The sequence below is a fragment of the Paraburkholderia sp. RL17-368-BIF-A genome, assembly GCF_046054045.1.
GTDB classification, from domain to species: domain Bacteria; phylum Pseudomonadota; class Gammaproteobacteria; order Burkholderiales; family Burkholderiaceae; genus Paraburkholderia; species Paraburkholderia graminis.
In genome coordinates this window covers 23,303-46,741 of record NZ_JARESN010000031.1, presented here as the reverse complement: position 1 = coordinate 46,741, position 23,439 = coordinate 23,303, and the positions used below count along the sequence as shown (strand labels likewise).

General features: G+C 62.8%; 19 protein-coding genes. 8 read left to right on the top strand and 11 right to left on the bottom strand.

Translation table 11 applies throughout. The features are described 5' to 3' along the window. Positions 1 to 2: 2 nt before the first annotated feature. The 4 genes from P0D87_RS31100 to coxB are packed head-to-tail and all read right to left on the bottom strand — an operon-like array spanning position 3 to position 4,300. Positions 3 to 443 carry a hypothetical protein gene (locus P0D87_RS31100; RefSeq protein WP_053858149.1) on the bottom strand — a complete coding sequence of 147 codons (441 nt, stop codon included), beginning with the start codon at positions 441 to 443 and terminating at the stop codon, positions 3 to 5. After that, a complete protein-coding gene (locus P0D87_RS31095) occupies positions 428 to 1,090 on the bottom strand; it encodes a cytochrome c oxidase subunit 3 (protein WP_053858150.1) in 663 nt (220 codons plus the stop codon). The genes P0D87_RS31100 and P0D87_RS31095 overlap by 16 nt, the downstream gene beginning before the upstream one ends. Before the next feature lies 1 nt (position 1,091). Then, a complete protein-coding gene (gene ctaD, locus P0D87_RS31090) occupies positions 1,092 to 3,152 on the bottom strand; it encodes a cytochrome c oxidase subunit I (RefSeq protein WP_053858151.1) in 2,061 nt (686 codons plus the stop codon). Positions 3,153 to 3,205: 53 nt separating this feature from the next. Next, entirely contained in the window at positions 3,206 to 4,300 is a 1,095-nt protein-coding gene (coxB, locus tag P0D87_RS31085) for a cytochrome c oxidase subunit II (protein ID WP_082367053.1), read from the bottom strand. A 199-nt stretch (positions 4,301 to 4,499) separates the two neighbouring features. On the opposite strand from coxB, the gene P0D87_RS31080 reads away from it, so the two are divergent. Next, a complete protein-coding gene (locus tag P0D87_RS31080) occupies positions 4,500 to 4,736 on the top strand; it encodes a hypothetical protein (protein WP_006053184.1) in 237 nt (78 codons plus the stop codon). Between the two features lie 89 nt (positions 4,737 to 4,825). Here the strand turns inward: P0D87_RS31080 and P0D87_RS31075 are convergent, their stop codons facing one another. After that, positions 4,826 to 5,911, bottom strand: coding sequence for an NAD(P)/FAD-dependent oxidoreductase (locus P0D87_RS31075; RefSeq protein ID WP_053858152.1), 1,086 nt, complete (start codon positions 5,909 to 5,911; stop codon positions 4,826 to 4,828). Positions 5,912 to 6,140: 229 nt separating this feature from the next. On the opposite strand from P0D87_RS31075, the gene P0D87_RS31070 reads away from it, so the two are divergent. From P0D87_RS31070 to P0D87_RS31045, 6 genes are all read left to right on the top strand, one after another. Further along, positions 6,141 to 6,578, top strand: a complete 438-nt coding sequence (locus P0D87_RS31070) for a carboxymuconolactone decarboxylase family protein (RefSeq protein ID WP_029968571.1) — start codon at positions 6,141 to 6,143, stop codon at positions 6,576 to 6,578. Between the two features lie 230 nt (positions 6,579 to 6,808). After that, the gene (locus P0D87_RS31065; protein ID WP_053858153.1) at positions 6,809 to 8,200 is read left to right on the top strand and encodes a DHA2 family efflux MFS transporter permease subunit; all 1,392 of its coding nucleotides are present in this window, start codon (positions 6,809 to 6,811) and stop codon (positions 8,198 to 8,200) included. A 201-nt stretch (positions 8,201 to 8,401) separates the two neighbouring features. Next, positions 8,402 to 9,322, top strand: a complete 921-nt coding sequence (locus P0D87_RS31060; RefSeq protein ID WP_053859034.1) for a LysR family transcriptional regulator — start codon at positions 8,402 to 8,404, stop codon at positions 9,320 to 9,322. A 54-nt stretch (positions 9,323 to 9,376) separates the two neighbouring features. Then, positions 9,377 to 9,553: a hypothetical protein gene (locus tag P0D87_RS31055; RefSeq protein WP_006053189.1), complete on the top strand. Its 177-nt coding sequence runs from the start codon at positions 9,377 to 9,379 to the stop codon at positions 9,551 to 9,553. 212 nt (positions 9,554 to 9,765) lie between these two features. Beyond that, positions 9,766 to 10,947, top strand: a complete 1,182-nt coding sequence (locus tag P0D87_RS31050) for a glycosyltransferase family 2 protein (RefSeq protein ID WP_053858154.1) — start codon at positions 9,766 to 9,768, stop codon at positions 10,945 to 10,947. Positions 10,948 to 11,101: 154 nt separating this feature from the next. Next, positions 11,102 to 11,323: a hypothetical protein gene (locus P0D87_RS31045; protein WP_006053191.1), complete on the top strand. Its 222-nt coding sequence runs from the start codon at positions 11,102 to 11,104 to the stop codon at positions 11,321 to 11,323. A gap of 49 nt (positions 11,324 to 11,372) precedes the next feature. On the opposite strand, the gene P0D87_RS31040 is transcribed toward P0D87_RS31045, so the two are convergent. Beyond that, positions 11,373 to 12,677 carry an MFS family transporter gene (locus P0D87_RS31040; protein WP_006053192.1) on the bottom strand — a complete coding sequence of 435 codons (1,305 nt, stop codon included), beginning with the start codon at positions 12,675 to 12,677 and terminating at the stop codon, positions 11,373 to 11,375. A gap of 268 nt (positions 12,678 to 12,945) precedes the next feature. Here P0D87_RS31040 and P0D87_RS31035 point away from each other — a divergent pair, with 268 nt between their 5' ends. Then, positions 12,946 to 13,983: a GSU2403 family nucleotidyltransferase fold protein gene (locus P0D87_RS31035; RefSeq protein ID WP_053858155.1), complete on the top strand. Its 1,038-nt coding sequence runs from the start codon at positions 12,946 to 12,948 to the stop codon at positions 13,981 to 13,983. Between the two features lie 113 nt (positions 13,984 to 14,096). Here the strand turns inward: P0D87_RS31035 and P0D87_RS31030 are convergent, their stop codons facing one another. The 5 genes from P0D87_RS31030 to P0D87_RS31010 all read right to left on the bottom strand — a co-directional run bounded on the left by P0D87_RS31030 (position 14,097) and on the right by P0D87_RS31010 (position 23,021). After that, positions 14,097 to 15,812 (bottom strand): SpoVR family protein, encoded by a 1,716-nt coding sequence (locus P0D87_RS31030; RefSeq protein ID WP_006053194.1) that lies wholly within the window; start codon positions 15,810 to 15,812, stop codon positions 14,097 to 14,099. Next, entirely contained in the window at positions 15,809 to 17,080 is a 1,272-nt protein-coding gene (locus tag P0D87_RS31025; protein WP_006053195.1) for a YeaH/YhbH family protein, read from the bottom strand. The genes P0D87_RS31030 and P0D87_RS31025 overlap by 4 nt, the downstream gene beginning before the upstream one ends. Before the next feature lie 131 nt (positions 17,081 to 17,211). Next, complete coding sequence (locus tag P0D87_RS31020; RefSeq protein ID WP_013339422.1) at positions 17,212 to 19,134, bottom strand: PrkA family serine protein kinase; 1,923 nt, start codon at positions 19,132 to 19,134, stop codon at positions 17,212 to 17,214. An 828-nt stretch (positions 19,135 to 19,962) separates the two neighbouring features. Beyond that, positions 19,963 to 20,724, bottom strand: a complete 762-nt coding sequence (locus P0D87_RS31015) for a 2-keto-4-pentenoate hydratase (RefSeq protein WP_107706770.1) — start codon at positions 20,722 to 20,724, stop codon at positions 19,963 to 19,965. Between the two features lie 473 nt (positions 20,725 to 21,197). Continuing rightward, positions 21,198 to 23,021, bottom strand: a complete 1,824-nt coding sequence (locus P0D87_RS31010; protein WP_053858157.1) for a methyl-accepting chemotaxis protein — start codon at positions 23,019 to 23,021, stop codon at positions 21,198 to 21,200. Positions 23,022 to 23,439: the final 418 nt, after the last annotated feature.

The window sequence follows — 23,439 nt, the reverse complement described above, 5'->3', positions numbered from 1 at the left end:
CGTCACCACCATTTGCACGGCGAGACGATCGCGATGGCGGCGTCGACCGCAATCAAAGCGACCAGAAACAGCGTGCTGCACAACGCCGCGATCCTGAGCAAAAAGCGCTGCAACTCTACCCGCTTGCGGCGCGCGGCATCGAGCGCGGCCCACTCGACCGGCGCAAGCTGCCGCATTTCGCGCCACGCGACCCAGGTGCCGAATGAGCCCGCCGCAAGGCACAATGCGCCGAGCACGATGAGCGCTGTTTTCATCCACGGCAGAATTGGTTCGGATAACGGATGATCGAACGGATAACAGCTTTGCGCAGCGAGCATTTCGGCGACAGTCATCTGCAAGAGCCAGGCGAGCGGCGCGACCAGCAGACCGATCAGCACATGGCGCAGCGGGTGCGGCGCGCCGGGCAATGGGCTCGTCGAATGCGTGTTCATGTCCTGGGCCATGACCACTCCTGAAAGAGGTAAGGCGTCAGATACAGCGTGCTGAAGATGAACAGCCAGACGATATCGACGAAATGCCAATACAGTCCGCCGATCTTCAACGCCGCGCAACGCCGCTCGTCGAAATAGCCAAGCGCCGTCCACAACAGCAGCAACAGCAACACGACGATGCCGACGGCGACGTGCGCCATATGAAAGCCGGTGATCGTGAAGTAGAGCGAGCCATACAGATGCGTCGTAAGCCCGTAAGGATGGTCGTGCCACTCCGCAAGCTGAATGCCCATGAAGACGATGCCGAGCACGACACCCGTGGCCATCGACGCGACTGCCCAGCGCACGCGTCGGCGGCGCACGCAACGCTCGCACAGCCAGACGAACCCGCTGCTAGTGAGCAGAATGACTGTGTTGACGACGCCGAGCGTGAGTTTGGGCAAACCTTCCGGCGGCCAGTGCTGCGGATTTTGCGAAGCGAGATACAGATACGTGAAGATCAGGTATCCGAACAATGCGCCTTCGGTCAGCACGAGCGTGAGGCAGCCCCACCAGCCGCCCGAACGCTCGCCGGCGCTGCCTATCGGCAATACGCCGGCCGGTTCGTCCGGCTCGCGAGGCTCACGCGATGAGCGCTGCAGGTTGACGGCGTCGCTCATGTCAGCCTCCGGCGTCGTGGACGGCAACCGGTTCGCGCTGAATCAGTTCGCGCTCCGGCCACAGCCATACGATGATCGACACCGCGCAGCCCGCCAGCATCGCGCCCGCGAAAAGCCACGCCGCGAGCGCGAGCGCCGCGAAGAAAAGCGCGGCGAACAACGCAAGGAAGAACGGCGCGTACGAGTCGCCAGGCATCTTCAGAATCACGTCGGGATTCGCTTCGAGCGCGGTCGTGCCGAGCGCCTCGCGCCCTTCTGCCAGCAGATAACCTTCGTCGATTTGCGAGCGCACGTTGCCCGCGTTGCCGGGTTCCTCGATACGGCCTTCCCACAGCGGATGGCGGCTCGCGAGCGTCGGCACCACGGCGAAGTTGTACGGCGGCGGCGGCGAGCTCACGGCCCATTCGAGCGATGGTGCGTCCCACGGATTATTGCCCGCCGGCTTGCCGCGCTTCAGACTCACCGCGAGATCGGCGAGAAAGATCAGGATACCGAACGCAAACAGAAAGGAGCCGAGCGACGTAACGAGGTTCACCGTATCCCAGCCCATATCGGTGGGATACGTGTAGATGCGGCGCGGCATGCCGAGCAGCCCCGCGATATGCATCGGGAAAAAGCCGATGTTGAAGCCCGCGAACATCACCCAGAAACCAAGCTTGCCAAGACGCTCGCTCATCATCTTGCCGGTGAACTTAGGAAACCAGAAGTAGATGCCGCCGATCACCGGGAACACGTTGATGCCGAGCAGCACGTAATGCAGATGCGCGACGACGAAGTAGGTGTCGGTTAGCTGCCAGTCGAACGGCACGGCCGCGGTCAGCACGCCCGAAACGCCGCCCACCACGAACAGAAAAACGAAGCCCGCGAAAAACAGGAACGGCACGCGAAAGACCGGCCGCCCCGTCCAGATGGTCGCGATCCATGCAAACGTGGCCACTGCGCTCGGGATCGCAATCACCATGCTCGCCGCGCCGAAAAACGACAGCGCGAGCGCGGGAATTCCCGTCGCGAACATGTGGTGAATCCACACGACGAAACCAATCGCCATAGTCGCGACGGTGGCGAGCGCGACAGGACCGTAGCCGACCAGCGGGCGCCGGCAGAACACCGGCAACGCATCGGACACGATGCCCATCGCCGGCAACACGACCGCATAGACCCACGGATGCGCGAAGATCCAGAACAGATGCTGCCAGAGCAGCGGCCGTCCGCCGTTCAGTACGTCGAAGAAATGCGTGCCGATGCGGCGGTCCATCCACAGCAGGAAAAATGCGAGGCTCACCGACGGCACCGCGAGCAGATTGCCGGCCGATGCAGTGAGCGTGCCCCATACGAGCACCGGCACGCGATCGAGCGACATGCCCGGTGCGCGCATGCGCAGCAACGTCACGACGAAGTTCATCGAGCCGACTGTCGTTGAAATACCGAGCAGCACCATGCCCAGCGCGTAGACGTCGATGTTGGGTCCGGTGCTGTATTCGAGGCCCGAGAGCGGCGCGTAGTTGAACCATCCCGCGTCGGGCGCCTGGCCGGTCGGAAAGCTCGCGTACAGGAAGATGCCCGCGAATAGAAAGATCCAGTACGACAGCGCATTGAGCCGCGGAAAAGCCATGTCGCGCGAACCCAGCACGAGCGGCCACAGATAGTTCGAGAAGCCGGACAGCACAGGCAGCGCATACAGAAAGATCATCGTCACGCCGTGCATCGTGAAGAGCTGGTTGTACTGCTCAGGCGTGAGCACCGTCGCATTCGGCCGCGCGAGCTGGACGCGCATGATGAGCGCTTCGACGCCGCCCATCAGCAGAAACAAGAACGCGGTCACCAGATAGCGCAAGCCGATCGTCTTGTGATCCACCGACGAAAGCCAGCCGCGCCAGCCCGGCGGCGTTTCCCAGATCTCGCGCAGGCGCTTTTCGTCGGCGCTGCCAGGCGGCACGCGGCCGCGCCGCGGCCGGCGCGCGAGGCGCGGCGCATGCGTTGCCGCTGCCGCTGCCGCTGTCTCTGCCTCAGCCGCCGATGAAGACGATGCGCTCGAACTCGACGCGTCGGCGTGATCGGACATCGAAATGCGCTCCTTACGTTAGGCGGTCGCGCAAACTCGCGACCGGCTCAGGTTCAATGAAGCGTCGCGAGATAAGCGGACAGCGCGGCGGCATCGCTCGTCGTCAATGCGATGCTCGGCATCAATGCTTCCGGTTTGATTCGCTGCGCGTGCTGTACCCAGTCGAGCAGATGCTCGGGCGTGTTCGTCAGCGCACCGGCCGCGATCAGACGTCGCGAGCCGAGATGCGTGAGGTCAGGGGCCTGCGAGCCGTGCGCGTCGGTGCCGCGTATCGTGTGGCAGCCGGCACAGCGCTCGTCGAACAGTTTCTTGCCCGCGCTGAATTGCGCGTCGTGCGCACCGTGCGCCGATGCCTGCGTCGGCATCGCGTTGCGCCCTTGCGCGTCTCGCCACGCATCGAAATCGGCGGCGCTTTGTGCGACGACTTCGAAGGCCATATGCGCATGCTGCGCGCCGCAGAACTGCGAACACTGTCCGCGATAAATGCCGGGACGATCGGCCTGAATCCATTGCTCGTTCGTTTGACCGGGAATGGTCTGCGTCTTGCCGGCAAGCTGCGGCACCCAGAACGCGTGGACGACATCGGCGCTTTTTAACCGCACCTTCACGGGCTCGCCGACAGGAATATGAATTTCGTTGGCGGTACTGAAGTTTCGCGCGGCGTCGGGGTCGTCGGCGTAATCGACTTTCCACCACCAGTCGTAGGCGGTCACGGTGATGACAAGCCGCGCATGCGATGCGGGCGAAGCGACGGATTCGAGCGTCGCCATCGTGTAGACGAGCATGCCGAGCAACGCCACACACGAGGCACCGGTCCCCACATAAATCCAGCGCAATCCGCCCGCTTCGGGACCAATCGTGTCCGCCGGTTCAGCAGGCCGCTTGCGAGCGAGCGCCACGACAAGCAAGCCGCTCACGATCAGCACCACCAGCACGACGATTGCAGTCAGCACCCAGCCGAGGCGCATCGTCGGCGCAGCAGCGGGCCCTGCGGTGTGGAGAAAATACGCGAGGGGCGCGGAGTCGGCAGAAGCTGTGGATGGAAGAACAGCGCTCGCGGACAACGGGCTCAGCACGAACCACGCGCTCTGACGCGCGAAAAAGTTTGCCCTGCCCGATGTGATTCGCGCGGTCCTCGTGCGTGACATGCCGCTCGGCTCCGATTGCGTTTCGACCTGGGACTCACGCTGCGCGGCGCGGCGCCCGACCCTCGTGCGAAGTGCCCGGCGCTTCGTCGAGCAGCGCTCATCGCGCAGCAAGAAACGAACCTTTCAGACCGCTAAACACGGGGTCAGGTCTCGCACTTGCTTTATCGACACACGATCAATTCAACATCAGGAGCTTGCCTTGAAACATGCCTCTCTCGCCACGGCTCTCGTGGTTTCATTCGCGTTCGTTCACGCTGCGGCGCATGCCGAAGGTTGCACTAAAGGCGCGGTGGTCGGCGGCGTCGGCGGACATATTGCGGGTGGCCACGGCGTGGCCGGCGCAGCAGCAGGCTGCGCGATCGGCCATCATGAAGCAAAGAAGAAAGACAAGGCGGCCAGCGCGGCGGCGGCCGCGAGTCAGCCTGCGGGAAAATAGCAGCTTGTGATGTAAAAAAGACCCGCTGCGATCGGACCATCTTGCAATCGTGCGGTCTCCAGCGGGTCTCTTTCAATCGTCTTGCACGCTCAGCCTGCCGCGCTGACTTTTTCCGCGAGCTTCGCGTCGTAACTCGAATGGACGTGCACGCGTTTGCGCTCGGGATACGCATACGAATACGCTTTGCGCAACGCGAGCGACGCCTCGTGAAAGCCCGACAGAATCAGCTTCTGCTTGTTCGGATAGTTGGCGATGTCGCCGACCGCGAAGATGCCTGGCCGCGAGCTCTCGTAGTTGGACGTATCCACATCGACGCGGCCGCCGTGCAGGCTCAAGCCCCACTGCCCTATCGGACCGAGGTCCGCGACCAGTCCGTATAGCACGACAAGCTGTTCCGCCGGCAACTCGGTCTCGCCCTCGATATGTCGCAATGTGATGGATTTGAGTGCAGCGCTTTCGGCGTTCTCTTGCGCGTCGCTTTGCACCTTCAGCCCTGAAATCGCGCCGACAATAAAGTCCATCTCACCGGCTTCGACCGCGCGCCGCATCAACTCGACGCTTGAATCGGCGGCGCTGAATCCGTTGCGCCGATGCACGAGCGTCACGCGCCGTGCGACCTTGCGCAACGCGAGCGCCCAGTCGAGCGCGGAATCGCCGCCGCCCGCCACGACCACGGTTTTGTCGGCGAAATCGGCGAGACGCTGCACGCTGTAATGCACGTGGCGCGATTCGAGCGGCACGGCTTCGGCAAGCGGCAGCTTTTGCGGCACGAATGCACCGTTGCCCGCGGCCAGCATGATTGCCGCGACGTCGAACACAAGGCCGCGATCGGTGCGCACGGTCCACCGGCCGTCGCTGCGCTGCTCGACGGATTCCACACGCTGATCGAGATGAATCGGCACGTCGAACGGCTTGCATTGCGCGAGCAGGCGGTCCACGAGTTCGCGCGCCGTGCATGATGGAATCGCGGGAATGTCGTAGATCGGCTTGTCGGGATAGAGCTCGGTGCATTGGCCGCCGATCTTGCCGAGTGCATCGACGATCTGGCAGGACAAGCCGATCACGCCGGCCTCGAAAGCGGCAAAGAGCCCAACGGGACCCGCGCCGACGATCAGCACGTCGGTGCGGATAGGCGGTGAACCAGGTTGCACAACAGGCTCGGCGGCGGACGTCATTCGCTATCTCTTCATAAGGTGATGACCCACCATACCGAATCGCCGTGAGCGCGGCAACGATGCCATTACAGCCAGCAAGGGCGCTTAAGCGGGGGTTCGCAGCCGGTTGCGGACATTCAAGTGGCCACCTACAAATCGTCGAAAATGGCCATTTTGCAAAGCCAATGCCGGGACTAGTATTCACTCATCGCATCACCGGATGCGTCCCACCAAAGCGAAGGAGTGAATCATGAAACAACGTCTGAACTACTACAAAGCCAGTCCCGCCGCGATCAAGGCAATGCTGGGCCTTGAAGAACGCATCGGCAAATCGTCGATTGAAAAGTCGCTCGCGGAACTGGTTCGCCTGCGTGCGTCGCAGATCAACGGCTGCGCGTTCTGCGTGGACATGCATACCACCGACGCCCGCAAAGGCGGCGAAACCGACCGGCGTCTTGCAACGGTCGTGACGTGGCGCGAAACGCCGTTCTTCACGGATCGCGAACGCGCCGCGCTCGAATGGACGGAAGCGTTGACGCTCATCTCGCACGATCACGTGCCCGACGCCGTGTGGGAAGCGGTCCGCCCTCACTTCAGCGACGAAGAACTGGTCGACCTGACGCTGCTCGTTTCCACGATCAACGCCTGGAACCGCTTCGCGATTTCGTTCCGCTCGATGCCTGAATAAGCGCGTCACTGTACATAGCAGCACTGGCTGGCGCAGCGCCTCTTTCAACTCGGCTGGATCACGCGATTCAAAGAGGCGGCTCGCGCTGCGCACTCGTACCACACACCTCCACCGCTCGCACGCCCTCCCCATTCCCCGCCTTGCAACACCGCTCAATGCCGTATCATTGAAGCGTTTGCTGACAAAAAACTCCGCTTAACCGGCGCCCGCGCGCCGCCGCTTGCCATCACATGACCAGGGATTCGTCGCATACCGCGCTGCTGTGGATCGTCGCCGCGGGCTTTTTCATGCAGTCGCTCGACACGACGATCGTGAACACGGCGCTGCCGTCCATCGCGCACAGCCTGCATGTCGCGCCGCTTGCGATGCAGCCGATCGTGGTCGCCTACACGTTGACGATGGCGATGCTCACGCCCGCCTCGGGCTGGCTTGCCGACCGCTTCGGCACACGGCGCGTCTATTTCGCCGCGATCCTCGTCTTCGTGATCGGCTCGATTTGCTGCGCGAGCGCGCACACGCTCGGCGAACTCGTGCTCGCGCGCGTGCTGCAAGGCGTGGGCGGCTCGATGCTGCTGCCGATCGGACGCCTCGCCGTGCTGCGCAGCGTGTCCAGCGAGCAATACGTCGCGGCGCTCGCGTTTATTTCGGTCGCCGGTCAGCTCGGCCCGATTGTCGGACCGACGCTCGGCGGCTGGTTCGTCCAGGCGATCACATGGCACTGGATCTTTCTGATCAACGTGCCGATCGGCGCCGCCGGTCTCTACGCGGTGCAGCGTTTTTTGCCGCCGCATGGCGCGACCCAGGCGCCGCCGTTCGACTTCATCGGCTGCGGGTTGTTGTCGCTTTGCATGATCGCGTTTTCGCTGGCCGTCGATGCCCCCGTGCCGACGCATCAGGCGGCGTGGTCCGCGGCGCTGTTCGCGCTCGCGGCGGTGAGCGCGCTCGCCTACATTCCGCACGCGAGGCGGCGGCGTAACCCGCTCTTCAAACTGTCGCTGTTCAGCGAGCCGAATTTCAGCGTGGGGCTAGTCGGCAATCTCGTGTGCCGCATCGGCTCGAGCGCCGTGCCGTTTCTCGTGCCGCTGCTGTTGCAGCTTCAGCTTGGCTACACGCCGCTGCATTCGGGGCTGATGATGCTGCCCGCGGCACTCGCCGGCACGGTCGCGAAACGCTGGATCGCGCCGCTCGTGCGGCGCTACGGCTACGACCTCTTCCTGCTGGTGAATACGCTCATCGTCGGTTCGTCGATTGTGGCGTTTGCGTCGATCTCGCGCGGCACGCCGCTCATCGTCGAAATCGTGATTCTCGCGATATTCGGCGCGGCCAACTCCATGCAGTTCGCGGCGATGAACAGCGTCACGCTCAAGGGCCTCTCGCACGAAGACGCCGGCAGCGGCAACAGCCTCTTTTCGATGGTGCAGATGCTGGCGATCGGCCTGGGCGTATCCATCGGCGGCGGGCTCGTGAAGCTCTTTGCCGCGCAATGGGGCTCGGCGGCGCTCGGCTTCCGGCTGAGCTTCGTCTGCGTCGGCGCGATCACGCTGCTGTCCGCGTGGGTGTTCCGCCATCTCGACGCGGCGCCCGCCGTGCGCGCGCCGGCTAGCCAGGGCGCGGGGCGCTGATTCGCGCTTGGGTTCGGGTTCGGGTTCGGGTTCGGGTTCGGTAACGTTGCAACTGAGTCCGCGCCGCCGCGTTACTTTCACACGCTCGCGCGTCTCATATGCGCCGCGCATGACGGACCCGCGATCCTTCGTGGACGGGCTCCCCGCCGCGCGTTTCGCGTTAGCATGTACCGCGTCAACGAACAAGAAAAGGATTCTCCGATGCCATTTGACGAGCGCGTGCTGAACGGCATGGGCGTGCTGACGGCGATCGTCGATTGCGGCAGCTTCGCGGCAGCAGGCGTTGCGCTCGACATGTCTCAATCGGGCGTAAGCCGTTCGGTGGCGCGGCTCGAGGCTCGGCTCGGCATCCGGCTATTCGATCGCACCACGCGCTCGGTCACGCTCACCGACGAAGGCCGGCGCTTCTACGAACAGATCGTGCCGCTGCTAAGCGGCCTCGAGGACGCGGCGGCCAGCGCCGCCCGAGGCGCGACGGCCGTGCGCGGACGCCTGCGCGTGAACATGGACCCGTTCTTTTCGCGCCTCGTGCTCGGACCGAGACTCGGCGGTTTCGTCGACAAACATCCCGATTTGCAGCTCGAACTGATCACGCGCGACCAGTTGGGCGATATGGTCGGCGACGGTTTCGACGTTGCAATCCGCTTTGGCGAGCCGCCGGTGTCGTCGCTGATCGCGCGCAAGCTGCTCGACACGCGCATTCTGACGGTGGCCGCGCCGTCGTATCTGAAGAAGCATGGGCATCCGGCGAATCCTGCGGAACTCGAAAGCGGCCAGCATGCGTGCATCAAGTTTCGCGATCCGCTGACCGGTTATCCGTTCAGTTGGGAGTTTCATCGCGGCCGCAAGAAAATCGTCGTCACGCCGCAAGGCCGCCTGACCGTCAACGATGTGGGCACCTTGCACAGCGTGTGCGCCGCGGGCCAGGGCATCGCGCAAATCCTCGCGCTCGGCGCGGAATCCTTGCTCGCAAGCGGCAAGATGGTCGAGCTTTTTCCCGAATGGGGCGACGAGCTTTATCCGCTCTACGCGCTTTATCCGTCGCGGCACCATCCGCCGGCCAAGGTGCGCGCCTTCATCGATTTCATCATTTCGCTGACGGGCGCCGCTCACGCCGAGTGAAGTGCGGGCCCAGGCTTTGCTTCCTGAGTAAGTCTTCAAGATCAGGAGAACGCCATGGCCGACCCCAAGCAAGGCAACGACAAGCCCGACGACATCGCCCATCCGCACCCCGCGGTACATAGCGACAACGAAAAGAGCAAGCTGCCGGAGCGCGGCGACGCCGACCGCGATCAGTCGCCGGCGGACCGTCCGGGTCAGAAGCCGGGTGAAGGCGAGCCGTCAGTCGGCTGAAATTAAGCGCAGGTCTGGAAGCGGCTTTGCTGCGTTGGAGCGCGCAAAGCCGCATAAATTTTTCCCTTTCCGCAGCTTTCATACAGCAGACATTTTTTCCGCTTTTTTACCGAATATTTTTTCGGCGCGATGCACTACTTTTCTGCTTGCAGCGATGTATGCGAACAAGCAGCCGGCTGCCGCCCCTTCAACAGATAACAAAGGCGACGCCCATGTCCATTCCCGTGCCCTCCGCCGAGCCAGCCAAAGTGTCGATCTGCGTGCCGACCTGCAACCGGCCGGAGCTGATCGTCGAGTGCATCGACTCGTGTCTTGCGCAGACCTACGGCAATCTGGAAATCGTGATCGGCGACGATTCAAACGATGCGCGCACCGCGCAACTGCTCGCGTCGCGTTATCCGCACGAGTTGAGCGAAGAGCGCATCCGTTATGCGAGGAACGAGCCGCCGCTTGGCCAGGCGCGCAACGTCGCGAGCCTGTTCGAGCGCGCGCTCGGCGACAAGATTCTGCTGCTTCACGACGACGACCTGCTCACCACCGACGGCGTCGAAAAACTCGTGTCGCTGTGGAAGCTGCATCCGCAACTCGATGCGGCGTTCGGCGCACAGTACGAAGCCAACCATGACGGCGCGATCGACGTCGAGGCCAGCGCGCGGCTCAACGCGGCGTTCAGGCGCACGAAGGACGCCGAAGGCTTGCAGCCGCTGCCGGGCAGAACCGGGCTCGTTCAGATGTTCCCGAACAACGGCTGGATGGCGGACGCGCGGCTCGTTAGGCACGTCGGCTATAAGGAGCAATACGGCGCGTGCTGCGACTTCGTGTTCGGCACCGAGCTGTGCCTCGCGGCGCGCGAGGTCTTTTATCTGCACGATTACGTGTCGGTGTATCGCAAGACCGCGACTTCGATTTCGCACAGCACGCGCGGGACCGCGGCGGCAGCCACGCTGAGCGCCTACGCGTTCGTCAGGAAGCTGAAGTTGCCGCCGCAGCTCGAGCCTTCGCGCAAGCTCGCGCTGCGGCGGCTCGCGCCAATCGTCGTGTCGGTGCATGCGAGGAATCGTCAGGCGCGGCTCGGGTTGAAGATCGCGCTGGGTCATCTGTTCGCGTATCGCTATGGATTCAGCGCGCGGCTTTACTACCACCTGCTGATGCTTTCGCGAGCGGCGGTGAATGCGCGCGGGCGGGCGGGGATTGCTGCGGGGGATGTGGTGATGGCGGAGACGGAGAGCGTGGTGAGGGCGAGCGCCGCAGCCACGGTTACGGCGGTGGCCGCAGCGGGCGCAGCCGGCGCCGTGGCAACGGCGGCTCCTGTAGCAGCCTTGACCGGTGAACCCGGCACAACCATCAAAGAGCTTGTCGCGGAACTCACCGCCGATACGACCGAATCGCGCTGATCGCGGCGACGTCGTCGGCGGTCGCCGACATGCGCCGTCAGCGCGTTTTCTGCTAAGCATCCTCTGCTTAGCAAAGGCGTATTTGTTGCTTGGACTCGCGCGCGCCGCTGATTACGATGAGCCGGACACGTCATCAAGTCCGAGGTGATTCGCCATGTCCGACAGTGCCTGTTTCAAGCCGCGTGTGATCGAGCCGGTCGCCGCCAATCAGCCCGAGGGATTGGGACTGGCGGTGGAATTGTGGCTCGCTCAACCCATCGACGGAATTGCCGGGCGAGCCGTGCAGATCCACCTGCGCAGCGACGCGAAGATGGCGCAGGCCGAAGCGCTGCGCGACCTTCTGCACGTACTGGGCACCGAAATCGTGGTGGCGTGAACACGCACTGAGCACGCACCTAAGCACGCACCCGAGCCCGCGCCTCGGCTCACGGTTCGTGACGCAAATACCCTTCTTTCGACGGATCGCGCATGCGCAGCGCGACGATGCCGGCGATCGCGCACATCAAGGTCACGTACCAGTAGAACATCGGTTCGCTGCCGGTCGACTTGAGCCACAGCGCCACGTATTCGGCCGAGCCGCCGAAGATCGCATTCGCCACCGCATACGAGAGGCCCACGCCGAGCGCGCGCACTTCGGGCGGGAACATTTCCGCCTTGATGAGGCCGCTGATCGACGTATAAAAGCTGACGATGGCAAGCGCCAGCACCACGAGACCGAACGCCGCATACGGGCTCGTCACGTCCTTCAGCGCATGCAGAAGCGGCACCGTGCCGATGGTCGCGAAGAGGCCGAAGCACAGCATCGAACGACGCCGGCCGATGCGGTCCGACAGCGCGCCGAACAGCGGCTGAAGCAGCATGTAGACGAAGAGCGCCGCGGTCATCACGTTGCTGGCGGTCTTCGCATTCATGCCCGCCGTGTTCACCAGATACTTCTGCATATACGTGGTGAACGTATAGAAAATCAGCGAGCCGCCCGCCGTGAAGCCGAGCACCGTCATGAACGCGACGCGGTGCTGCCACAAGCCGCGCAGCGTGCCCGCTTCCTTGCGCTGACGCGTCGCGGCGGTAGTGGTTTCATCGAGCGATTTACGCAGATAGAGCGCGACCAGCGCCGCGATCGCGCCGATCACGAACGGCACGCGCCAGCCCCAGGCTTTGAGTTCCGCGGTCGAGAGCGTCTGTTGCAGGATCACCAGCACGAGGAGCGCGCACAACTGGCCGCCGATCAGCGTCACGTACTGGAACGACGCGAAGAAGCCGCGCCGCCCTTTCAGCGCGACCTCGCTCATATACGTTGCACTGGTGCCGTATTCGCCGCCCACGGAGAGTCCCTGGAACAGCCGCGCGACGAGCAGCAGCGCCGGCGCGAGCGCGCCGATCTGCGCGTACGTGGGCAGCACGGCGATCACCAGCGAGCCGCCGCACATCATGAAGACCGAGATCATCATCGCGGTACGCCGGCCGTGCTTGTCGGCGAGACGGCCAAAGAACCAGCCGCCGATCGGCCTCATCAGAAAGCCTGCCGCGAACACGCCGGCCGTGTTCAGCAATTGCGTGGTGGTGTTGCCGCTTGGGAAGAACGCGGGCGCGAAGTACAGCGCGCAGAACGAGTAGACGTAAAAGTCGAACCACTCGACGAGATTGCCCGATGAAGCGCCGACGATCGCGAAAATGCGGCGCCGCGTGTCGTGGGCGGAGGCCACGCTGTGGTCTGTGAGGTCGGTCATGTTGTCTTCCTTGTCTCTTGAACGGAGGCGACGGTCGTGGCGCCGCCTTCAGCACGCGATTTTTAGCGTGGGCGAATTTTACAGAATCGCAAGTAAAAGTTGGGGGTTTGTTGGCAAGCGCTACGGCGAGCGCCGTCGCCAGTCCGGTCCCGGCACAGTTCGGAGCTCATTCCTGGTTTATCCCTCGGGTTTAATCGTGAGGTATAAATTTGACTGTTGTGAATTTATACCTTAATGCTCAATCACAGGGTATGAGGAGACGCCAGCAATGGCCAGCTTCCACAACGACGCATTGCAAACGCTGTATTCGTCCGTCACCGAGCGCGCCGGCGCACAAGGTCATATTCCCCTGCACTCTCCGGGCTCGGCGGCCCAGAAGACCGTCGACGGGAAAACGTACACCTATTGGCGCGTCTATCTGGCATCGGGAAAGCATAAGGAAACGTCGCTTGGCCGCGCAGGCGAGCCCGCTACCGAGGCTGCGCTCGAGGCGAAACTACTCGAGAGCGCGGAGATGCGCGCGCTTGCCGCCGAGGTCCAGATACTGCGCAAGGCGAACTTTGCCGCCGCGGACAACTCTTCGGCGCTCACGCTGGCAACGCTCTTCAACGCGGGCATCTTCAGCCACGGCGGAGTGCTGGCCGGCTCCCACGCCTTCGGCGCGCTTCTGAACAGCCTGGGCGTGCGGCTGCCTGCGAACTACCGGACGGAAGATATCGACATTGGCAGCGCCGGGAGCATTTCGGTGGCTATCCCCGAAGAGCGCAGCTTTCTCGACATCCTTCGTGATAGCGGCATTCCGTTTCTCGAGATGCCGGAACTGCACTCGCGAAAGCCGTCCACGTCGTTCAAGGCGCGTGGACAGCACCTCAAGGTGGACTTGCTCGTGCCGGGTACGGAAGCGTACGAGACGAAGGCCTTGCCGCACTTGCGCGCCCACGCAACCGGACTTCCCTACTTCAGGTATCTGGTAACGAACCCTACGCAAGGCTTTATCCTCGGCAAGGAACACGTGGTGCCGGTCATGCTGCCCGACCCCGCCAGATTCGCGCTTCACAAGCTTGTCGTCAGCACGCTTCGCGACCCGTCGCGGGCGCTCAAGGCGGACAAGGACCGGCGGCAGGCCGCCGTGTTGATCGACGCGCTCGCGGAGAAGTTTCCAGACTGGTTGACGACAGCCGCCGACGAACTCGAGGAAAACGCGCGCAGCCGGGTCGGCACGGCGGCCACCCAGGCGCTAAACCTCGCGCCGGGCTTGTCGGAACGCGCCCGCGATTTTCTGGCTGATCTGGGTGCCCACGCGTAACTCGTGACAGGCCGCGCGCGAATCGCCTGCCAGGCTTCGACACCATAAAGACTGGCGCGCCGGCCACGACAGTGGCGGGCGCGCCCAAAAGACCCTCACGCCGTGAGACGTCCTCACGCCCTCACGGCCGGCGGCACGTAGCGGCACTCGTAACGCTTCCTGACCGTGCCGTTTTCGTCGACGCTTTCCAGATACACGTCGAACTGCCACAAGCGCGCCATGTGCTTGAGCACCTCGTCGCTATCGGACGAAAGATGCCGGTTGTCGCTCATGAAATGCCGCAGCGTCAGACTGCGGTCGCCGCGCGTATTCACCGACCACACCTGAATGTTCGGCTCGCGATGATGCATGTCGTACTGCCGCGACAACGCCTGGCGCACGTACTGATAGCCGCTGTCATCGTGGATCGCCGAGACTTCCAGCGCGTCGCGCATGTCGTCGTCGAGTACCGAGAACAGCCGCATTTCGCGGATCAGATGCGGCGACAGATATTGCGCGACGAAGCTCTCGTCCTTGAAATTGCGCATCGCGTAGTGCATGGCGGGCAGCCACGGACTGCCGGCCAGTTCCGGGAACCACTTGCGGTCTTCCTCCGTCGGGTTTTCGCAGATGCGGCGAATGTCGCTCATCATCGAAAAACCCAGCGCGTACGGATTGATGCCGCTGTAGTACGGCTTGGTGACAGGTGGCTGATAGACCACATTGCTGTGCGAATGGAGGAACTCCATCATGAAGCCGTCTTCCAGCTTGCCCTGGTTGTACATCGTGTTGAGCAGCGTGTAGTGCCAGAACGTGGCCCAACCTTCGTTCATCACCTGCGTCTGCCGCTGCGGATAAAAATACTGCCCCACTTTTCGCACGATGCGGATCACCTCGCGCTCCCACGGCTCGAGCAGCGGCGCATTTTTCTCCGCGAAATACAGCAGGTTTTCCTGCGGCTCCGGCGGATAACGCTCCTCGATTTCCTCGGGCAGCGGCGTATGCCGCGTGGGCAGCGTGCGCCATAACTCGTTCACCTGCGATTGCAGATACGCCTCGCGTTCGCGCCGCGCGGCGAATTCTTTTTCCAGCGACAGCTTCTGCGGACGCTTGTAGCGGTCCACGCCGTAGTTCATCAGCGCGTGGCACGAATCGAGCAGTTCTTCCACGCGATCGAGCCCGAAGCGCTCCTCGCATTCCGCAATGTAGTTCTTCGCGTAGACGAGGTAGTCGATGATGGCATGCGCATCCGTCCACAGCCGGAACAGATAGTTGCCCTTGAAGAACGAGTTGTGCCCATACGCCGCATGCGCGATGACGAGCGCCTGCATCGTCATCGTGTTCTCTTCCATCAGATACGCGATGCAAGGGTTCGAGTTGATCACGATCTCGTACGCGAGCCCCATCTGCCCTCGACGGTAGCTTTTTTCGGTAGAGAGAAAGTGTTTGCCGAACGACCAGTGCCGGTAATTCACCGGCATGCCGACGGACGCATACGCGTCCATCATCTGTTCAGCGCTGATGAGTTCGAGCTGGATCGGATACACGTCGAGTTCATATTGCTCCGCAACACGGGCAATATGGGAGTCGTACTCCTCGATCAACTCGAAGGTCCAGTCGGACGGGCACGGCAGAGGCCGTCTATCGGCTACGTTCATACGGACTTCCCTTTGCCCCTCGATGGGCGTTCCGGTGTGTCCCCGTGCGTCAGCGTTGTCGACTGCTCCGGCTGCGGCGGCCCGCTCTTCGTCCGCCCCTGCCTCGGCATGCCCCGACTCACGCTGCGGCACGCCTGTCCCACGCTCCGGCTGATAGCCGCGCGCTTCGTTATGCAAATGTTTGGTCGTCATGACGACGCCACCTGCTTTTCAAACAACTCGCGAAACACCGGATAGATGTCAGCCGCGGTTTCGACCTTCTTCATCGCCATATGCGGCTGGCTCAAGGCCAGTTGTGCATATTCGAGCCACAGGTTCTGCTCTTCGGGCGTCACCTGAATATACGCAAAATAGCGCACCTTCTCGAGGATGTCATCCGAGAGTATCTTGCGGCACTTCGGCGAGTCGTCGGTCCAGTTGTCACCGTCGGACGCCTGGGCGCCGTAAATGTTCCATTCAGTCGGCGAATAGCGCTCGTCCATCACCTTCTGCATCAGCTCGAGCGCGCTCGATACCACCGTGCCGCCGCTTTCGGTCGAGTGGAAGAACGTGTCTTCGTCGACCTCCTCGGCGCGCGTGTGGTGGCGGATGAACACCACCTCGATCTTTTCGTAATTGCGCTTGAGAAACAGATAAAGAAGGATGAAGAAGCGCTTGGCGAGATCCTTGCGTTGCTCGTCCATCGAACCGGACACATCCATCAGACAGAACATCACGGCCTGGCTCGACGGCGTGGGCTGCTTCACGCGGTTCACGTAACGCAGGTCGAACGGGTCGATAAACGGAATGCGCCAGATGCGCCCGCGCAGATGGTGGATCTCGTCTTCGAGCAGCTTGATTTCTTCGCGGCGATCGTCGGGGTCGGCCTTCAGCACCTCGAGTTGCCGCTCCATTTCGTGCAACTGGTTGACGAGCGGCGCACCGAGCGCGATGCGGCGGCCAAGCGCGCTGCGCAGCGAACGGACCACGTCGATGTTGTTCGGCGTGCCTTCGGCCGCCCAGCCCGCGCGGATGCTCTTCCATGTGGGCACGGCCATCAGATGGGTTTTGACGAGCCGCGGCAGTTCGAGATCGTCGAAGAAATACTGCATGAATTCTTCGCGGCTCAGCTCGAACACGAAGTCGTCCTGACCTTCGCCTTCGTTGCTCGCCTGACTGCCGCCGCCTCCGCCGCCACCGCCTTGCGGCCGCTGAATCTTGTCGCCGCGGATGTAGTCGGAGTTGCCTGGATGCACCATTTCGCGCCGGCCGCCCGGTCCGTGCCGGAACGACGGCTCCGCGATGTCCTTACGCGGAATGGTGATGCTCTGGGTGTTCTGAATGTCTTTAATGCTGCGGTCGCGCACCGCTTCCGAAACGGCGCGACGAATGTAGTTCTTGACGCGGCGCAAAAAACGCTCGCGATTTGCAATGCTTTTGTTCTTGCCTGCCAACCTGCGGTCGATGATTTGATGAAGCACGCCCGGTCTCCCATACTGCCCAAATTCGGGTGCGCGAGACGCACGCTGGATGGCCCGATGCTATGTCCATGCAGCTTGCGGCTCGCAGGGTGCTCGCGCGGTCGGACCGCGCGAGCGGCACGCAGTGCGTATCATGACGACTTGCGCACGCGCAGATACCAGTCACACAGCAAGCGCACCTGCTTCGGCGTGTAGCCCTTCGCCACCATCCGGTTGACGAAGTCTTCGTGCTTGCGCTGTTCTTCCGCCGAACCTTTGGCGTTGAACGAAATGACCGGCAACAGTTCCTCCGTATTCGAGAACATTTTCTTTTCGATCACGACGCGCAGCTTTTCGTAGCTGATCCACGCAGGATTTTTCCCTGCATTCGCAGCACGCGCGCGCAGCACGAAGTTCACGATCTCGTTGCGGAAGTCCTTCGGGTTGCTGATGCCCGCGGGCTTCTCGATCTTCTCCAGCTCGGCATTGAGCGCCGCGCGGTCGAAGCTCTCGCCGGTGTCGTGATCGCGGAACTCCTGATCCTGAATCCAGAAGTCCGCATACGTCACATAGCGATCGAAAATGTTCTGCCCATATTCGGAGTACGACTCGAGATACGCCGTCTGGATCTCCTTGCCGATGAATTCCGCGTAACGCGACGCGAGCACGTCTTTAATGAACGACAGGTACTTCTGCTCGGTTTCCGGTGGGAACTGCTCGCGCTCGATCTGCTGTTCGAGCACGTACATCAGATGCACCGGATTGGCCGCGACTTCGGTCGAATCGAAGTTGAACACGCGCGACAGAATCTTGAACGCGAAGCGGGTCGACACGCCGGTCATGCCTTCGTCGACGCCCGCGAAGTCGCGGTATTCCTGGTACGACTTCGCCTTCGGATCGGTGTCCTTCAGATTCTCGCCGTCGTAGACCTGCATCTTCGAGAAGAGGCTCGAATTCTCGGGCTCCTGCAAGCGCGTGAGCACCGACATTTGCGCCATCATCTTCAGCGTGCCGGGCGCGCAGACAGCATTAGCCAGCGACGAATTGCGCAACAGCTTCTCGTAGATCTTGATCTCTTCCGAATAGCGCAGGCAGTACGGCACCTTCACGACGAAAATCCGGTCGAGCAAGGCTTCGTTGTTGCGGTTATTGCGGAAGGCTTTCCACTCCGACTCGTTCGAGTGCGCGAGGATCACGCCGTCGAAAGGAATCGCGCCGAAGCCTTCCGTGCCCTTGAAGTTGCCTTCCTGGGTCGCGGTGAGCAGCGGGTGCAACACCTTGATCGGCGCCTTGAACATTTCGACGAATTCGAGCAGGCCCTGATTCGCGAGACACAGGCCGCCGGAGTAGCTGTAGGCGTCCGCATCGTCTTGCGCGTATTGCTCGAGCTTGCGAATGTCGACCTTGCCGACGAGCGAGGAGATGTCCTGATTGTTCTCGTCGCCCGGCTCCGTTTTGGCGATGCCGATTTGCCGCAGGATGGACGGATAGCGCCGCACCACGCGGAACTTGCGGATGTCGCCGTTGTACTCGTGCAGGCGCTTGACCGCCCACGGGCTCAGAATGCTTTTCAGGTAGCGGCGTGGTATGCCGTATTGCTCTTCGAGGATCGGACCGTCCTCGTCGTAATCGAACAAACCGAGCGGCGATTCGTTCACAGGCGAGCCCTTGATCGCGTAGAACGGCACGCGCTCCATGAGCTGCTTCAGACGTTCGGCGATGGACGATTTACCGCCGCCGACCGGGCCCAACAGATACAGAATCTGCTTCTTTTCTTCGAGCCCCTGGGCCGAGTGCCGGAAGTAGGCGACCACCTGCTCGATCACCTCCTCCATTCCGTAGAACTCACGGAATGCGGGGTATACCTTGATGACCTTGTTCGCGAAGATGCGCGACAGGCGCGGATCGTTGCGAGTGTCGATCTGTTCGGGTTCTCCGATTGCCGTCAACATGCGTTCGCCAGCCGTGGCGTACGCGGCGGGATTGTCTTTGCAGAGCGCGAGGTACTCCTCGAGCGAGAGTTCGTCCTCTCGCGTTTTCTCGAAGCGGGTCGCGAAACTGCTGTAGATATCCATGCTACCTCCTCGCCGAAGTCTAGACCGATGTCGTGCGCGGCGCGCTATTCGGAAACGACATCGCTCGAATTCATCCTAAACCCTTTTAAATTTTTTTTCACGAACTACGTTGCGAAAATCGCGCCGTGCGGGCCTCCCGACATTCATCACTTGGAAACACCGTTTCGACCACCTACAATCTTGCGCGTCGAACAGTGCCGCGAACGTTGCTTGACGACCTCGCTTCACAGTGTCGCTTCACTACTTCTTTGACGGCACTCATCAGCAGTTACATTCACGCGTTGCCTGCACACGCACGTCGCGTACCTTGAAGCCTCGCATCAGCCGCACATCGCGCATTTTCGCGCTACGTCCCCACTCTTTTCTGCTTTCGCCTCTTGCTTCCTTAACGCTTTGACACGCATTTGGTCTACCTGTGTGCGCATCTGTTACACGTCGATCGACCAAAGTTGCAAGCGGCGTTCGGCGTCGCACGTTCATGCAGTTCGTCCATGCACGCGAGCTTTTGTTCCATCACATCGCTGCGCATGCTTTGCTATCAATGCGATGCTTCACATGCTTTGCATAACCGCGTCGACGGCATGGTCGGCTTTGCTCCGCTTTACGTTGTCGATGCCTCGTTGAACTGTCGTTCAACTTTGTTAACTGGATAACGGCGCGGCGCGCAACCGCTTCAATAGGGTATACGGCTAAGGAGTCCTCGGCGACGCGTCAAATGTAAAACGGCCGCCCGTGGGCAGCCGCTTGATGATGAGTTTGTAATGCGCCGTTACAAGGACGGCGTCGAAAGAAATGCAGCGCTGTGTCACATGACACAGTGTCGCGCAATCAGGTCAGTTCGATCTCGACCTCTCCGAGTCCGTCGATGTGGCCGCGCACGATGCCCGGCTTTCCCACTTTATGCGCACCGACGTAAGAGCCGGTGGTCAGCGTCCATTCCGGTTCGATCGTGATGCCCATGGCGGCGCAATGGTTGACGAACCACACCAGCAATTCGCGTGGATCGCCGGCCGGATTGCCGGTGGCGTCGGGCACGAGCGACTCGCCGTCGAAGCTCAGTTCCAGTTCCGGCGACACGAAGTCGAAGCCGCGCGCGAGCCCCGCATACGGGACCGGATGACCGGTGACGAGCGCCCCGTTGTTTTGCGCGTCGGCGAGTTGAGCGAGCGGCGCGATGTTCGGCCATTCGGCGAAGCGGCTATCGACGATTTCAATGGCCGGCAGCACCACGCCGACGAGCGCGAGCACCTCGTCGCGCGTATAGGCGCGGCTGCGCGGCTCGATGACCTCGGTGAAACGGAACGCGATCTCCAGCTCGACGAGTACGCGAAAGAAGCCCGCATGCTCGACGCGCGCCGGCGAAGCCCGCACCAGCGAAGCCGGGATCGGCGCGCCCGAGGTCGATCCGCCGGGCGCCTTCGCGCCGATCTTCCACGCGCCGGTGGAGTCGCCGAGGCCTGCTATGACCGCCTGCTGGATCGCATACGCGGTCGCGGCGTCGGGCGGGAACTGTTCGGAGGGCAGCCCGTCGATCGGGCGATGCTGCCGGCGTGCTTCGACGAGGCGATGCGCGAGGTCGTGTGGCGTCATGTCGGTCCTTTGTGGCTGGCGCATTGAACGTGCGTTTGAAGCATGAGAAGCGTGAGAAGCGTGAGGGCGAGCGGCTGGCCGGCTGACCGGCTGACCGGCTGACCGGCTGACCGGCAAGCGTGACGTGACGTGGAGCGCGATGCACTGGTCGGGCGCGGCGCCGACTTGCACACTGCCGCTTTGCCAACCCGTGCTTCGCCGGCGATCCGGTTACGAATTACCGTCACCCGCCCGTCAATGTACCGGATCGCGAGGCTCGCCAGGGCGCCCGCCGCTTCGCAAATGCGACTTAATGCGCACGCCATAAAAAAAGACCGCGGCTGCGTCAGCAGGCGCGGTCTTTTCGTTGCTGTCTTCAATATAGGCGGCTCGGGCGTCGTGACGTCGATTCAGACGCCGTCGCGCCGGGAACGCCGGTTGCACGGCGCCTGTCCGGCGCTCGCGCAGCCGTGCGGCAAACGCCGCGGATGCCGTCAGAACGTTTCCCAGTCCTGATCGCTGCCGGCGCTGACGACGGCGGCGGACTTCGCCGGCGCGCGCGGAGCCGGCGCGGCTTTCGGTGCCGCAGGCGCCGAGGCGGCGGCCGGAGCGTGCGCAGCCGTCACGGGCTGCGCAGGGGCTGCTGCGGCCGCACGCGGCGCGGCGGCTGAGCGTGCGTGGGCGACGGTCCGGGAAACTGCCCGCGGCGCAGCAGAGACGGCACGCGCAGGCGTCGGCGTGTGCTTCGCCAACGAACCGCCCGACGCCTTGCCTTCGTCGCTGAGCTGGAACACGGCGACCGCGCCGCGCAGCTTGTCCGCCTGATCTTCGAGCGACGACGCTGCCGCCGCCGCTTCCTCGACGAGTGCGGCGTTTTGCTGCGTGACTTCGTCCATCTGCGTGACGGCGCGCGCAACCTGGTCGATGCCGCTGCTCTGCTCTTCCGACGCCGCGGCGATTTCGCCCATGATGTCGGTCACGCGCTGCACCGCGCCGATGATTTCGTTCATCGTGCGGCCGGCCTGATCGACGAGCGCCGAGCCCGATTGCACGCGGTCGACCGAGGTGTCGATCAATTCCTTGATTTCCTTCGCCGCCGCCGACGATCGCTGCGCGAGGCTGCGCACTTCGCCCGCCACGACCGCGAAGCCGCGCCCTTCCTCGCCGGCCCGCGCCGCTTCCACGGCCGCGTTGAGCGCGAGGATGTTGGTCTGGAACGCGATGCCTTCAATGATCGAAATGATGTCGGCGATCTTCGCCGAGCTCTGGTTGATCTCGCCCATCGTACCGACGACCTGGCCGACCACCGCGCTGCCCTTGTTGGCGATTTCCGACGCATTGGCCGCGAGCGCGCTCGCCTGACGCGCGTTGTCCGCGTTCTGCTTCACGGTGCCGGTCAGTTCTTCCATGCTCGACGCGGTTTCCTGCAACGCCGACGCCTGCTCTTCAGTGCGCGAGGACAGGTCGATGTTGCCGGCGGCGATCTCGCGCGTGGCAGTCGCAATCGATTCGCTGCCGCCGCGCACCGCGCGTACCGTTTCGATGAGACTGCGCTGCATCTTCGAGATGCCTTCCAGTATCTGGCCCATCTCGTCGCGTGAGCTGACGACGACCTGGCGGCGCAGATCGCCCGCGGCGATCGCGTCGAAATGGTCGAGCGCCTCGGCGAGAGGCCGTGCGATCGCGCGGCTGAGCGCCACGTACGACAGCAACGCCGCGAGGATACCGGCAATCAGCGCGCCGATGCTGACCATGCGGAACATATGGAAGTTCGATTGCGCGTCATCGTAGCCGGCTTGCGCCAGCTCGAACTGATATTTGCGCAGCGCGTCGTCGGCGGTCGCCAGCTGGTTGTAGGCGCTTTGCAGACCCTTTGCGCCGTCGATCAGCTTGCTCTGGTCGCTCGCCGCGACCACCGCGGCGAACGCGTCGGCCTGCTGGTGCAGCGCGTCGCGCTTGCTGACCACGTCGCGCGCGAGACGGTCCTCGTCGGCGTCGCGCGGCAGATCCATATACTTTTTCCACCACATGTCGGAGGTCGTGCGCATCGAGCGCGCGCGTTCCAGCGTCGGCGCGCTTTCCGGCGTCCCGATCATGAAGGCCGCGCGATCGAGCGCGAGACGCTCGCGCGCCGCATACAGTTCGGCGTTGCCGATGTTCACGGCGCTCGGCATCGAATTCGTGAAGGTTTCCTGGTAGGCGTCGTTGGAACGGCTCATGCCGAACAGCCCGAACGCGCCGATGCCCAGCAGCAAGGCGGCGAGAAAAGCCATCGTGAGGCCAATGCGGGCCTTGATCGAAATGCCCTTGTTCAACATAAAGTGTCCTGTGCTTGAGAGGCTGCTTTGCAGCAATAAAAGTCCGATAACGGCCCGCGCGCGGTTGGTTGTTATTGGTTTCGTCGGCGCCCTGATAGCCGCATTAACGGCAGTTGCGATGCGGACTTGAAGTTTTTATACGTCTGAGGAAAGGCAGGAGACGAGGCGGAAAGAGTTACAAGGTGGGTGGGGAGGATGGCTGAGCGGGGGGCGAGAGTTGCAAGGCTGCGCAGGGACACGCTGGGGAGCGACGGACGAACGCAGCTTGCCGCGAGGCGTCTGCGGCTCGAGCGGCCATGTGAGGGCTTTGAGTTGCGGGAAAGGAGACCTGCGGCTTGGGCCGCGCGTGTACGGCTCGGGCGGCAAAGGCGGCTTTCACGCGGGCAAGCTGGCCCGCGCGCGCTTGGGCGCACCGCGT

What these genes read in the sequence shown, in the direction of transcription:
- P0D87_RS31040 (WP_006053192.1), bottom strand. Translation starts at nt 12,677, where the DNA reads ATGACCGACCTCACAGACCACAGCGTGGCCTCCGCCCACGACACGCGG.
- P0D87_RS31100 (WP_053858149.1), bottom strand. Translation starts at nt 443, where the DNA reads ATGGCCCAGGACATGAACACGCATTCGACGAGCCCATTGCCCGGCGCG.
- P0D87_RS31055 (WP_006053189.1), top strand. Translation starts at nt 9,377, where the DNA reads ATGGCCGACCCCAAGCAAGGCAACGACAAGCCCGACGACATCGCCCAT.
- P0D87_RS31050 (WP_053858154.1), top strand. Translation starts at nt 9,766, where the DNA reads ATGTCCATTCCCGTGCCCTCCGCCGAGCCAGCCAAAGTGTCGATCTGC.
- P0D87_RS31030 (WP_006053194.1), bottom strand. Translation starts at nt 15,812, where the DNA reads ATGACGACCAAACATTTGCATAACGAAGCGCGCGGCTATCAGCCGGAG.
- P0D87_RS31095 (WP_053858150.1), bottom strand. Translation starts at nt 1,090, where the DNA reads ATGAGCGACGCCGTCAACCTGCAGCGCTCATCGCGTGAGCCTCGCGAG.
- P0D87_RS31010 (WP_053858157.1), bottom strand. Translation starts at nt 23,021, where the DNA reads ATGTTGAACAAGGGCATTTCGATCAAGGCCCGCATTGGCCTCACGATG.
- ctaD (WP_053858151.1), bottom strand. Translation starts at nt 3,152, where the DNA reads ATGTCCGATCACGCCGACGCGTCGAGTTCGAGCGCATCGTCTTCATCG.
- P0D87_RS31070 (WP_029968571.1), top strand. Translation starts at nt 6,141, where the DNA reads ATGAAACAACGTCTGAACTACTACAAAGCCAGTCCCGCCGCGATCAAG.
- P0D87_RS31075 (WP_053858152.1), bottom strand. Translation starts at nt 5,911, where the DNA reads ATGACGTCCGCCGCCGAGCCTGTTGTGCAACCTGGTTCACCGCCTATC.
- P0D87_RS31035 (WP_053858155.1), top strand. Translation starts at nt 12,946, where the DNA reads ATGGCCAGCTTCCACAACGACGCATTGCAAACGCTGTATTCGTCCGTC.
- P0D87_RS31065 (WP_053858153.1), top strand. Translation starts at nt 6,809, where the DNA reads ATGACCAGGGATTCGTCGCATACCGCGCTGCTGTGGATCGTCGCCGCG.
- P0D87_RS31045 (WP_006053191.1), top strand. Translation starts at nt 11,102, where the DNA reads ATGTCCGACAGTGCCTGTTTCAAGCCGCGTGTGATCGAGCCGGTCGCC.
- P0D87_RS31015 (WP_107706770.1), bottom strand. Translation starts at nt 20,724, where the DNA reads ATGACGCCACACGACCTCGCGCATCGCCTCGTCGAAGCACGCCGGCAG.
- coxB (WP_082367053.1), bottom strand. Translation starts at nt 4,300, where the DNA reads ATGTCACGCACGAGGACCGCGCGAATCACATCGGGCAGGGCAAACTTT.
- P0D87_RS31060 (WP_053859034.1), top strand. Translation starts at nt 8,402, where the DNA reads ATGCCATTTGACGAGCGCGTGCTGAACGGCATGGGCGTGCTGACGGCG.
- P0D87_RS31020 (WP_013339422.1), bottom strand. Translation starts at nt 19,134, where the DNA reads ATGGATATCTACAGCAGTTTCGCGACCCGCTTCGAGAAAACGCGAGAG.